The organism is Paraglaciecola sp. (genome assembly GCF_051252315.1).
In the GTDB taxonomy this organism is placed as follows: Bacteria; Pseudomonadota; Gammaproteobacteria; order Enterobacterales; family Alteromonadaceae; genus Paraglaciecola.
This window is the reverse complement of record NZ_JBPOFP010000115.1, coordinates 1-13,923: the sequence shown is the minus strand read 5'-3', so window position 1 is coordinate 13,923 and position 13,923 is coordinate 1. Positions and strand designations below refer to the sequence as shown.

At 38.9% G+C, this 13,923-nt stretch carries 6 protein-coding genes; all 6 read left to right on the top strand.

All coding sequences use genetic code 11. The features are described 5' to 3' along the window. Nucleotides 1-617 precede the first annotated feature (617 nt). The 6 genes from ACSHXM_RS17755 (at nt 618) to ACSHXM_RS17730 (ending at nt 13,867) form a co-directional block, all read left to right on the top strand. On the top strand, nt 618-4,199 hold the full coding sequence (locus ACSHXM_RS17755; protein WP_435690970.1) for a TonB-dependent receptor: 3,582 nt from the start codon (nt 618-620) through the stop codon (nt 4,197-4,199). A 17-nt stretch (nt 4,200-4,216) separates the two neighbouring features. Next, entirely contained in the window at nt 4,217-6,763 is a 2,547-nt protein-coding gene (locus ACSHXM_RS17750; RefSeq protein WP_435690968.1) for a hypothetical protein, read from the top strand. Between the two features lie 125 nt (nt 6,764-6,888). Beyond that, nucleotides 6,889-8,370, top strand: coding sequence for a tryptophan halogenase family protein (locus ACSHXM_RS17745; protein ID WP_435690966.1), 1,482 nt, complete (start codon nt 6,889-6,891; stop codon nt 8,368-8,370). Nucleotides 8,371-8,635: 265 nt separating this feature from the next. Then, nucleotides 8,636-9,250 (top strand): GntR family transcriptional regulator, encoded by a 615-nt coding sequence (locus tag ACSHXM_RS17740; RefSeq protein ID WP_435690964.1) that lies wholly within the window; start codon nt 8,636-8,638, stop codon nt 9,248-9,250. 155 nt (nt 9,251-9,405) lie between these two features. Then, nucleotides 9,406-10,485, top strand: coding sequence for a 6-bladed beta-propeller (locus ACSHXM_RS17735; protein WP_435690962.1), 1,080 nt, complete (start codon nt 9,406-9,408; stop codon nt 10,483-10,485). A 544-nt stretch (nt 10,486-11,029) separates the two neighbouring features. Next, entirely contained in the window at nt 11,030-13,867 is a 2,838-nt protein-coding gene (locus ACSHXM_RS17730; RefSeq protein WP_435690960.1) for a TonB-dependent receptor, read from the top strand. Nucleotides 13,868-13,923: the final 56 nt, after the last annotated feature.

Sequence of the window (13,923 nt, the reverse complement as noted above, 5' to 3'; positions counted from 1 at the left end):
CAATAAGCGTATGTTTATAACAAGCTCACAAAAAACCCTTTAATTTAAAGGTATTAACTTCCATTTTAATAATTATCCTAATTTGATAAATATCTATTCATCGACCTCCATAATTACACATAATCTCTTGATGCGAATTCAAAAATAACAAGCAAAAAGTAACAAAGAAAGATTAAATTTAAATGTAAATCGAGGATTCACTGATAAATTATAATACAATAACACAGTTTCATTTAAACTGATTTTGTTTCTTACGCAATTTCGTATTGAGGTTATGTTTTTTATTTTTTTTACAAATAATTTTTTGCTTTCACCTGTAAACACAAATAAACAAAATTTACATAATAGTGTTAAATAACAATAAGATAAAAAAACACAGCCAAGCAAAAAAATCATGTTTACACAAATATTTATCAAAAAACCACAAGGTGTAATTATACTACTGTTAACAATATACATAGCTACAATGTAGATTAATCTATACAAGCAGGTATATAGTGTTACTGAGTTGTACAAAAGTTGTTAACAACAAATCCAAGTATAACTTTAGAGGCTCTGAATTTAGTACATTCCCAACGTCTAAAATCAGTCAAATAACATCCCTAAGGGAGAAACACATGAACAATACGGGAACAAGGTTTAAGTTAAGTGCGCTGACTTTGGCTATGTTAGCCAGCAGTTCCAGTGCTTACGCTAACCAGCAAGCTGCGGAAGAAGAAGTAGCTAAAACTGCCGTTAGTAACGCAACAACACAAAAATCAAAAAAAGATGACGATGAAATTGAAGTTATAGAGGTATCGGGTTTTAAAGGTAGTCTTTTAAAATCAATGAACCAAAAGCGTTTAAGTCAAAACGTATCTGATTCAATTTTTGCCGAAGACATCGGTAAATCAACCGACCAAAACATTGCAGACGCTCTTTCAAGGGTAACGGGTGTATCAGTACAATCTACTGATGGTGAAGGTACAATGATCACGGTTCGTGGTGCAAACCCAAACCAAAACGTTATTACCTTAAATGGTGCCACTTTAACGACTGCTGACTTTAACCAATCCGTAGATTTAAGTGCATTCTCTTCAGATGTATTATCAAGTATTAATGTTGTAAAAACGCCAAGTGCAGACCATGACGAAGGTTCGCTAGGTGCTTCAATTCGATTAAGTACTGTTAAACCTCTTGATCTAGCTAATGATGTGCGTCGATTGACAGTGCAAGGTAGGTATAACGACTTTTCTGAAAAAGGCGACCACAAGTTATCAGGAACCTTTTCACAAAAATTTGCTGACGAAACAATTGGTTTCCTAATTACAGCTGTTGATGAAACCTCATCAATTCGCCGTGACCAAATGAATATTGATCAATATCAGGTTACTGATGTATATGTTGCTCGTGACCTCGAAGGCAACATTATTTCAGACACCACAGCTTTGGTTCCTAACGCGATTCAATACTCATTGTTTACTAATGAAAGAAACCGCAAAGGTATAGATACCACTTTCCAATATCAGCCTACTGAAGATACAGATATTGTTGTGAACCTTAACTGGGCAAAACAAAATGTGGTTAGTACCAATCACGGGGTAAATATTAGGTCTCGAGCTGACCAAGATAACTACCGTGAAGGTGTATTTAATCCAAACTCTGCAGTGCCTGGCACAGACAACTATCCAACTTATACAGACCCTCAAGAAGATTGGTGGGTAATGGATCCAGAGTCTAGAACGCTAGTTAAATCTATTAACCGTTTTGCTGATGGTGGATTTAGGCGTTTAAATGGTGAAGATGAAACCACCAATAAAGTGGCGAGCATTAACATCACTCAGTACATAACTGAAGATTTAAAAGTTGAAGCTGGTTTTAACTATTCAAGTACCTATAAAGATCGTCCTGATCAAGTAACCATGAACCTACTAAACGGTTATGGTGTGCAGTCTCAAGTTAAAGCACGTGCAGATGCTTTTGGAACCCCGCACACAGGTATTCAGCCAGCTGGTTACGACTGTACATCGGGCGTATGTGAATTTGTATTTGGTGATGGCTTCGCTTCACTAATGGATCCATTAGCAAATGGTGACAACATGGGTCGAAGTGCATTTAACCCTGATGACATCGCGGCGCAAGCCATTAACTGGATGGGCATGAGTGACCAAGAAGTTGAAGATACTCAAAAAACGGCTTTTGTTGATTTTGACTACGATTTAGACTTTGCAGGTATTACTAAAATAGAATTTGGTGCCAAGTGGTCAGAACGTGACAAGTATGTCGATGACCAAAATGCTCAATTCCGTACTACTGTTCAGCCCGTTGAAGTGGTGCGTTATGACTCTGAAGGTACTCCTATCGGTATAAAAGGAATTATCGCTGGTCAAGGTGTCAATACTATCAGTGCAGCTAACTTCCAATCTGATGAAACCTTCCCTGTAGATAACTTCATGTCAGAATTTGGGGTATCACGTAATAACATCACTGATGGTTGGACCATGGTAGATGAGCAAAAATTAATTGATTTAGCTTATGGTATTGAAGGTAACAACCTAGAAATTGATGATTCACGTACTCGCCAAGCTATTCTAGAAAACAGTGCCGCGTATGTTAAAGCTAACTTTGAATACATTGATGGCAAACTAACAGGTGATGTAGGTTTACGTTATGTGAAAACTGACGTAGAAACTTACGGTAGTTCAGGGGCTAAATTCCAAAGTACTCCATTAAACCGTATATTTGACCCGTTTGTTTGGAGACAATTACGTAATCAAGAGTTAGATGCCTGTGTAACAACTGAACCACGAAATGCGCCTAACTCTCAGTTAAGAGAAAACCGTATTGATGGTAATGGTTGGGATAGAACCGACCCAGATAATCCAGTACGTATGCCAATTGATGATGCAGGATATCCTTGTTTCGAGCCTCGTACCGTACAAGGTGGAGCACAAGGTGGTTGGTGGTGGAACTGGCGTCACAGTGATATTTCAACACTAGCTGTTGACGTATTTACAGATGATCCATTAGCAGATCCGCCGCCTGATAACAGTCTACGTACCTTTAAAACCGCTGGTTTTAATAGTTACGATTTATTCTTACCTAGCTTGAACTTAAATTACCAATTGAGTCAAGACTTAATCGGACGTTTTGCTGTATCTAAGACTATGTCTAGACCGCCAATTGATGATTTGAAACCAGGGTTCCAGTTGAACGAAGGTATCTGGGGTGATGCGGTTAATACTACTCGTGGTTCAAACCTAACTCTGAATAACCCTAAGTTATTACCTCAAGAATCAGTTAACTTAGATCTATCTTTAGAATGGTATTTCAATCCAACAGGCATGGTATCGGTTGCTGTATTCAATAAAGATATGTCCAACTTTATCGAAAATGAAAGTTCGATTGTTTATGTTGATGATTTACGTGATAAAGACTTAACAGAATATGACGCTGCAGATATTATTCGTAGTGAAGAACAAATCCGTGAATATTTTGCAGCCAATCCTACTGGTTATACGGAAATTGGCCAATCTATTTGTATGCCAAGACGTGGTAACTTAAGTGACGTAGCTAAAGACTGGTGGTTCGATGATTCAGACTTAATTAACTACTGTGGTATTTATGATGCCCGTAGAAAAATTAACGGTGAGGGTGCAACGATTACGGGTGTTGAATTATCTTACTCGCAAGTGTATGACTTCTTACCTGGCTGGATGGGCGGTTTAGGTACTACCATGAACTATACCTTCCAACAAAGTAAATCTGATGAACAATTATCAACATTAGAAGAAGGTAAGGTTTTACCTGAATTCCCTCAAGCTTGGACACCTAAACACAGTTACAACGCGACTGTATTCTGGGAGCAAGATGGTCACTTAGTAAGACTAGCTTATCGTGGAAAATCAGATGAATTGGTTACTCGATTCTCTCGCGAAGGGTCTGTTTGGCAAGAAGGCAGTGGTACGTTCGATTTATCAGCAAGTTATAAGATAAATAACAACGTTCAAGTTTCTTTCAATGCTATTAACCTTACCAATGAAAACACAAGACGTTACTACACCAGTCGTGAGCACCTATTAGGTGATGTCGATGCGCAAGGTAACGAAATTCCGTTTGATGAAGGTAACGCCCTTGAAGATGATGTGAACAAGAGTAGAACCAATTTGCTGCAGTTCACTGGTCGTACATACCGTGTAGACCTACGTGTTAACTTCTAGAGTGAAGGATGATAAAAATGAAATTTAAATATAAAAATCTATTAGTTCCAGCGGTGATGACTGCACTCTACGGTTGTGGTGGCGGAACAGACAATGACATAACCGTTATTGAAAATAACATAGCTCCAGTGTTGGACACGTCAGCTTTACTTATAGATGGCATGAGTTCAGCGGCTGATTATGCTGACGGTTCCATTAATTATATGACGTCAACGTACGACAATGCAGATGGCAACATGGAATGGGAATTTCGCTTTAAAGAAAGCGCTGACAAATTCCCTAACCCTGACACATCAAACTCGGAAGACGTTGATTTCTTTGAAATTGACCTGTTAACTGGAATTACCGATGCAGACAATGGCTCATCTTTACAAGTTAAAGATGTGCGTTTTGTCTGGGAAGGCCCTGATTGTTCCTCAACTATAGCGATTGCGCCAGAATATCCAGAAATATGTGAGCCAATCCTTAATGAACTAGGATTAATTGATGCTGACGGTGAGATAGTTAATACCACAAGTGTGCAAGAACAAGACATCCGTGAATTGCAAAACTTAGCAGCAACTAACGAAGTGATTTATGGTTTTCAACTAAAACAGACTCAATTAGTGGTGACACCTAGCGAGTTTGCACCAATATTAGTGAATGGCCAATATTCTTTGTTACACATCATCTATAAAGTAACGGACGGTAAAACCACACTTGATAGACGTTTAAAAGTGGTTATTGATGGTGAAGATGCAGCTCCTGCATTCTACCAAAGGTTTATAAATAGTGATGAAATAGTACTACACCCTGATACAGGCGAACCTTTGTTACAACCAGAGCCGTCAAGAGAAATCTCTGAAAAATCAGCGCCAATTCGAATCGATATTGCCGCTGGTATTTATGACCAAGATATCGTAGATATCGAAGAGCTCAAGGATGAAGTGGGAGACCTTACCAATATCTATAGGGCTCAAGATTACACTGCTGAAAGATTGGAAATAATTGGTATAACTGCACCAGAAGGTACACCAGAAGGTGTGTTTAATAATGCCAAATCAACTATTAAGTGGTCAGAAGAACAAGGAGTGGTTGAATATAATGTAGAAATTGATCCTTCACCTTATGCTGATTTGTTAGAAAGAGGTGACTCAGTAAATTTAGAGTTTACTTTCCAGGTATCAGACGGGACAAACTTTGTTGACCGTAGTTTCTTTGTAGACATTTTAGGCGCAGATATAGTCAATCCGCCTGAATTTAAAGAAGCTGTGTTAGAACAAACTATGTCAACATCTGCCTTTACCACTAGCTTTGATTTAAAAGCCGGGGCAATAGATCTTGATGGTGACAATATGCAAGTAGTTGATTTTGTCGCAGCAGATGGCAGTGCAGGATACGGGGTTGACTTGTCTAATCCTAATATCGTTAAAGTTGACCCATATGGGTTCTTAGACTTAGCACCAGGTGAAGAACAAGTATTGAGTTATGCCTATAAGTTAACAGACGGTGCTTTAACTTCAGAAGAACGTACCTTAAATATTACCTTGACCGGTGGTACGCACAACTTGATGCATAGCGATATGCCTGAAGCTAATGGCTTCGAATCTGGCACGTTAGACGGAACGTCTTGGACGGGTGGTGACGGCGCATTAAGTGTAGCGGCAGAAGCGGCGTACTCTGGCGAATATGGACTTAACAATTCAGCTGATGGCACATTCATGTTTCTTGGTGAAGATGGTATTAACCAGGGTAAGATTGAAGAAGGTGATGAGTATTATATCAACTTCTTTGCCAAACAAACCAACGCATGGGGTAGTTCTCGAGTTACATTTAACCAAAATGGTGACCAAAGCAGTGTATTCCAAGTAGAGGAATCACCTAATAACGGTACTAGCAACTGGATGGAACACACACTTACCTACGTTAATGCTGATGAGTTTTTCCAACCTGATTCCACGTTTGGTTTGTCTTTCCGTTTAGGCGTAGGCACTTATGATGATTTCTCACTTGTGAAGTTCCAATACAAAAGAGAATTAGAATTAATTCCAGATGGATTATTTTCTACTGGTACATCTGGAGGTTGGCAAGTTTCTGGTGACGCTACGTTAGCTGTGACAGAAGAAGCAAACCAAGTACAAAACACTGAAGACCTGCAATACGGCCTAGAAGTGTCTGGTGGTGCTAACGGCGGTACACTTTACCTTGATTCAAGTCAACTTGTGCAAGGTGGCGTTAAAACAGGTATGCGTTACATAGTTAAACTTGCGTTACGTAACCCGACATACGTAAACAATCCTGATACACCGAGTGCCGATCCTTCAGCATTACTAATACGAATAGTAGATGAAGAAACGGGCAACTGGGTGCGTAAAGCTGGATTTGCCGAGCCTATTGAAACAGCGTTTAATGAATATTATTATCACTTAAACACTGTATCTACTGGTACGGATTGGAACGGTTCCCCGTATGCGAGCGATGTGAATTTTGATTGGACGAACGCTAAAGTTAGATTGGAAATAAACATTCCAGCTAATCAAACGTTCCAAATTGATAACATCCTGATGTTCCCTGTACCGCAATAATATTGTGTACATGGTAAGCAGTTAATAAAAGGCCTAGTGATTTATCACTAGGCCTTTTTTATTAGGGGCTGTTGAACCGATTGTGCAAGTTAATTAATATAAATAAAAACCCAAATGAGAATAAAGTGAAAGAACGAAAAACCAAGATAGTTATTGCTGGAGGCGGCACCGCTGGCTGGATGACAGCGATAGCCATGACTAGGCTAATCAAAAACACTGAGGTGGAATTAGTCGAGTCTGACAACATAGCCACAATTGGTGTCGGCGAAGCCACTATCCCCACCATGCAATTCTTTCACGAAATATTAGGCATTAACGAAGCCGAGTTTTTAAAAGCCACAGGTGGCACATTTAAATTAGGGATCAGTTTTGAAAACTGGAAAGAAAAGGGCCATAAATATATCCACGCCTTCGGAGAAACCGGCAAAGGATGTTGGGCTGCTGATTTCCAACACTTTTGGTTACGAGGTAAATTATTAGGCTTAAAACACCAATTTGGCGACTTTTGTGTTGAACAAGTTGCAGCAAAAATGGGTAGATTTGCCAAAGTAAAAAATAAAGGCATCAATTTCGCTTACCATATAGACGCCACAAAATACGCTCAGTACCTAAGAGCCCTATGTGAAAAAAACTCAAGTTTCTCAAGAATTGAGGGAAAGATCGCTAAGGTAAATTTGTCTGAAAACTCAGGCGAAATAGAAAGCCTAAGCCTTGAGTCTGGTTCAACAATCTCGGGCGACCTATTCATAGACTGCACTGGTCAACGGGCTTTATTAATAGGTGAGGCACTTAACACCCCTTATGAAGATTGGTCACAATGGTTAGTGAATGATACTGCGATTGCAGTACAAACCGAATCTACAGAACCAGCAAAACCTTATACCCGCTCTATTGCCCACGATAGTGGTTGGCAATGGAAAATCCCCCTACAACATAGAGTGGGCAATGGCATGATATACAGTAGTCAATATATGTCTGACAAAGATGCTGAAAAACGCTTGTTAGAAAATATTCAAGGGAAGATGGTGACGACTCCTAAGAAAATAGCGTTTAAAACCGGAACTCGAACCCAACACTGGAACAAAAACTGTGTAGCTATTGGTTTGTCCTCCGGATTTTTAGAGCCACTTGAATCAACCAGTATCCATCTTATCCAAAGATCAATTACGCGGCTTCTAGAGCTTTTCCCGGTTAACGGTATACGTGGTACGGACATAGATGAATATAACCAGCAAACAAAAGTAGATATAGCTTCAATTAGAGACTTTATCATTTTGCACTACGTTGTTACTGAGCGTGAAGATAGCCCTTATTGGCAATACCATAAAAATATGGAAATACCTGAAACACTAAAACACAGAATCGAGTTATTCCAACGGTCTGGTCACGTATGTTTAAAGAATGATGAATTGTTTGAGGATTCCTGGATGCAGGTCATGATTGGCCAGGGTTTAATACCAGAAAACTACCATCCTATCGTTGACAATATGAGTGACCAAGAAGTCACCAAGTTTTTGAATGATATGCAACAATTAGAATTAAAGAAGGCGTCTTCCCTACCCCCTCATCATGCATACATTCATCAATATTGTCCGAGTAAACACTAATTTAGCGCCCATATTTTTAACCAAATGAAAGAAATCCATCTTGTTAACAGTAGACATTAAACGATTATTTACATATTATTAACAATACAGTATAAGTATTTGTACATTAAGGCATAAAACATTCAATTTGGGTTAGTGTGACCTGTTAATTTGTATGTTAAAATTTATTCAATATACATAAAATAATTTTAAGTTTTGTGTTAACAGTACTAAATAAACGATTTAGCTAATATTAAATTGGCGTTAAAAATAATAAGGATAAAAGATGGCTGGCTCTAGACCAACTAAAATACTGTCTGTAAAAGATCAAATAGCAGAACAATTACGTTCAGATATTATTTCAGGTGATTTAGCGCCTAACACCAAACTTAACGAGAAAGAGCTAGCAGAACGTTTTGGCTTATCTCGTGGGCCAATCCGCGACGTTATTTTACAGTTAACCAAAGAAGGTTTATTAATTTCTAAGAATAATGTTGGAGCTTCAGTCAACAGCGTACTAGATACCAGTATGCAAAAGCTGATGATTAACCTTAGAAGAAACATCGAAGTTTATGCAATTGAGCAGTTACATGGTTCATTGACTGATAAAGATTTTATTGAACTAGATAAAATTTTAGATGAATTACAAAGTGCTTTTGAAAGAGAGGACTATACAGAAGTAACAAAAGTCGACATTTCTTTTCATAGATTCATCATTTACAAAGCAGGTGGTGATGAGTTAGTCAATATCTGGTATCCATTTGTTATGCGTATGCGTTTGAATTATAAACGTATTACTTCTGGAGACGCCTGTGTAAATGAGCATAGAGTGATAGTTGAAGCCCTACGTGGTGGAGATGTGACTAAAGCTACAAAAGCTGTTAAAGCCAACATTCGTTAATTAAAAGAATTCCACAGGCATTTAATCCCAGCTTGCACCATACATGGAATTAAATGCCTTTATTTTTACCACCGCCCACTTTGTAAACAATTCACCATTTACAATTTAAGATCACTTGGTACAATCTCCCTTTTTTTAAAAGAGCATTATTAAGCATGACCCAAACCGCCAACGCTTTACCAAAGTCACAGCTAGATCCCCATGGAAAAATTGTTGGTGCTGGCGATTTTAAATACAAGGTAAACACCCAATGGGGACAGCTTGATCCGCAAAAGGTACCTGTCGAAAACTGCCATGACCTAGCCATAGACTCACAAGGCCGGATCATAATGATCACCGATAACGTTAAAAACAACATTATTGTTTATAGTCAAGATGGCGAGTTATTAGATACATGGGGAACCGAATACCCTGGCGCTCACGCGATTAAAGTGGTCAACGAAGATGGCCAAGATTATTTATATGTTGTGGATAGTGGTTGGTTAGTCAACCCTAAATGGGATGGCGTATCTACAGACGATTGGGACTCACCTACTAACAAGGTTATTGCTCAAAGTGGCTTTATCGCCAAATTAACTATAGAAGGCAGGCTCATATTCAGTATCGGCCACCCGCAAACTATTGGCATATATACGCCAGAGCAACCATTTAGACCGACGGATATTGCAATTGCTGACAACGGTGACTTTTATGTAACAGATGGATATGGTTCTGACTATGTTATTCAATATAACAAACAGGGTCAGTACATTCGCCATTGGGGCGGACACGACAATAAAAATCCTGACCTAAATTTATCTAACACCCACGGCATCGTTATTGATACAAGGCAAGAAGGTGAACCAACACTGATTATAAGTTCTCGTGGAGAGCAGTCACTAAAAATATTCAGTATGACCGGTGAATATATTTCAACAATCTCCACCCCCGGTGCTTATATTGGCGGTCCTGTTATTCAAGGAAACTTTGGTTTTGCGCCAGTTTGTTGGTCACATGTCGAAGGAACCAATGCAGTAGATTCTGGCTTTATAACCGTATTGGACCAAGATCATCAGGTAGTGGCAAATATTGGCGGAACTCAACCAAAATATATAGATGGCGAATTGCAACCTATGTGCTCAACATGGGATTTATTTAAACACTGCCATGGTATATGTATCGATGATGATGAAAACCTTTACGTTGGGCAATGGAGAGCAAATCAAAGTTATCCAATAAAGCTTGAGAAGTGTTAAATTCATCTCAAAAGATACTTCTTAGCCAGTACTCAGGTTAACTCACTTTAATTACCACTAAACTTGGCGACAAATCACTGTCGCCAATAGTTGCACACCAACAAACACCGCACTAGCCAAATTAAAAAACATCAAAAATACACAACTAAACAACATGCAACCGCCCCCAAACAATGTGTAATTTAACAAGTATTACGTACCTTAATTTTGAGAACGATTTCATTTAACATTTTTCATATATTAATTATGTTTTTACTTGCAAACAAACCCTACTTCACTTCTAATTAAGTTGTTAACAAAATTAAAACAATAAAATATGATGTTTGTTAACATAGGTTCTATAACAGCTAGTCCCTATCAAAACCCTACAGGAAGAAATAATTTAAAACGTTATAAAACAACAGGTTGGAAAACTTATATTTATATGTCTAATTAGGTGAACCTATAAAAAATAATTTTTAAATTCATCTTAAAAAAAACAAAATTTTTACACATACGAAATAAATACAAAACCTGGTTTATATACAATAAAAATGGATTACATATGAAAAACACACTCAATTCAAAAGTATTACCTATCGCATTGGCTATTTCCACAGCCTTGTGTACAAGTGTTAGTTTCGCACAAGAAGCTGACGACACAGAAGTGATTCAAGTTTCAGGAATAAGAAGTAGTTTAACTGAATCAATGGATCTTAAGAAAAACGCAGCTTCGATCCAAGACAGCATTGTTGCTGAAGATATTGGTAAATTTCCAGATCAAAACGTAGCTGAATCACTACAACGTATCTCTGGTGTTATGATTTCACGTACAAATGGTGAAGGTTCGAAAGTCACTGTACGTGGTTTTGGCCCCAAATTTAACGCAGTTAAAGTGAATGATAGAACAATTGCCACCACAGATCGTGGTCGTGAATTTGATTTCCAAGTTTTACCTTCTGAACTTATATCAGGCGCAGATGTAATCAAAGCTTCTCGTGCGAATATCGCAGAGGGCAGCTTAGGAGCCTATGTTAATGTAAATACAGCTCGTCCCTTGAATAACCCAGGGATGCACGCTGTTGGCTCTATAAACATGAAATACAACGATCTATCAGAAGAAATGGATCCCAAATTTTCTGGTATTTTTAGTAATACGTTTAACGATGACACCTTTGGTGTATTAGTTGGTTTTTCTAGCGTACAGTCAACAAGTCGAATTGACTCAGCTGCAACCAATTTGTGGGCGAGCTTTAAGGCAGAAAACACTGACTTTGCTCCAGGCCCGATTACGACTGAAAGTGGTAGTCCAGTTTCTAGTGGTAATGTTTGGTTCCCTGGAAGAGCTGAGTACAACTTGTCAGAAGAAAAACGTGAACGTACAAGTGCGAACGTGACCATTCAATGGGCACAAAGTGACGACATCACACACACCTTCGATTATTTATACTCTGATCTTAGTCGCCAAGAATTCAGTAACGGTATGCAAATACCACTTCAATATACTGGCTGGACTGATGTTGTAATATCTGAAAACCAAACAGCTCTATCGGCAACCAAAGAGAGTAGCCCGATTGATGGATTATTTAAGGAAGTTGGTCAAGACTCAACTACCGAAGTCATTGGTTTCAATACAGAAGTTTTCAAAGGCCGTTGGCAGTTTGAGGGCGACATTGCCTACTCAAAAGCGACATCAGATCCGAAAGGCAATACCTTTGTTCCTCATTATATTAACCACACTGTTGATCAAAGCGTAGAAGGACAAGAACGCGGATTAACTGATGCTGATTATATTAAATTTGATGCAACCCAAGGTGATGTCATTGCCATTGATTCGACCATAGACGTAGGTGACCCTCGAAGCGTTCGTGCCCACTGGAATGATTTACGTCATAACGAACTAGAAGATGAAATACTTGAAGCTAAATTCGATGCAAGTTACGACTTCGAAGGCGACTTAGACATCATTCAATCAGTAGATTTTGGACTTGCTTATACGGATCGTGAAAAATCACAAGTAACGTACAAGAATGAAAATGGCTGTTCAAACCCTAATATTGAAGATCCAATTGCGCGCGGTGCAACCAACACCTGTGGTACTCAACGTCCGATGAGTGATGGTTTATTCTCAATCAACGAAGGCAACGGTTTCTTGTCTGAAGTAGCGGGTAATTTCCCTCGTGAATTTGTATTAATTAACGACATTAATCAATTCATCACAGATATTGGTAACCTGCGTGGCGAACCTGATTGGGCTGAAGAGATTTTAGACCAAGCCGCTTCAGTTGCGAACACAGAAGAAGTTCTTTCTTTGTATGCACAAGGTAACTTCGAAGCTGAATTCTCTAACTTTGACTTAACAGGTAACTTTGGTGCACGTTATGTTGAAACAAAAGTTTCTTCAACAGGTCACCGTAAAGACCGTATTAGTGTCGAAAAATTTGTTGACCCAACTCGCCCAGACACTGGTGATGGTGTAGTGCTTGATGTTGAATTTACCGATCCTCGTCCGGTAACTGAAAACAACGATTACAACCATGTATTGCCAAGCTTAAACGTATCTATGGATTACCGTAATGGTTTCTTCGTAAAAGGTGCTGCGGCTAAAGTTATCACACGCCCTTCACTTGGAGACACGGGTGTAAACAGAAGTTACAACAACGTTAGAGCGGAAAGTTTCACTCAATCAGGTGGTAACCCGTTCCTACAACCTTACGAAGCGACTCAGTTAGACTTGTCATTAGAGTACTATCACGATTCTGGTAGCGCTTACTCAATGAACTTCTTCCACAAAGATATTAGTAGCTTTATCTCTACTCGTACTTACACAGAAGATACAGGTGTAGATATTGAAGGATGGGGTGACTTGATAGAAACCATCACAGAAAAAGGTAATCGCTCTGGTGGTACCGTTTCTGGCTTCGAAGTTGCTGGTCTGCATTACTTTGATTATTTACCAGGCTGGCTAAGTGGGTTTGGTGTTCAAGCTAACTATACTTACACATCAAGTGAAGACAAAGATGCCGCTGGTGAACAACTTGAACAAGACGGCGTGATGCCTGCAGGTGGCGGGTTAGAAGGTTTCTCAGAAAATGCATACAACGTAATTGCATTCTATGAAAAAGACAACTTTCAAGCTCGTTTAGCCTATAACTGGCGTGATGATTTCTTAGCCGCTCGTCAAGGTGGCCGCTCAAGAGGTGCACTAGCAGAACATGTTGAAGCCTATGGTCAATTTGATTTTAGTACTTCGTACGATATCAACGAAACCTTCACTGTTAACTTTGAAGCCATTAACCTTACCAACGAAAATATTATTGAATACGCTGACGTTCGTGAACGTGTCACGCTAGTTCAATATTCTGGTGTGAGATATCAACTTGGTGTATCAGCTAAGTTCTAAACGTCCTTACTTTTTCACCCATGACAACAGGCTCTATGTGTTAACATAGAGCCTGT

Excerpts from the sequence above, each read along its gene's own strand:
- ACSHXM_RS17755 (WP_435690970.1), top strand. The coding sequence starts at position 618 with ATGAACAATACGGGAACAAGGTTTAAGTTAAGTGCGCTGACTTTGGCT.
- ACSHXM_RS17750 (WP_435690968.1), top strand. The coding sequence starts at position 4,217 with ATGAAATTTAAATATAAAAATCTATTAGTTCCAGCGGTGATGACTGCA.
- ACSHXM_RS17740 (WP_435690964.1), top strand. The coding sequence starts at position 8,636 with ATGGCTGGCTCTAGACCAACTAAAATACTGTCTGTAAAAGATCAAATA.
- ACSHXM_RS17735 (WP_435690962.1), top strand. The coding sequence starts at position 9,406 with ATGACCCAAACCGCCAACGCTTTACCAAAGTCACAGCTAGATCCCCAT.
- ACSHXM_RS17730 (WP_435690960.1), top strand. The coding sequence starts at position 11,030 with ATGAAAAACACACTCAATTCAAAAGTATTACCTATCGCATTGGCTATT.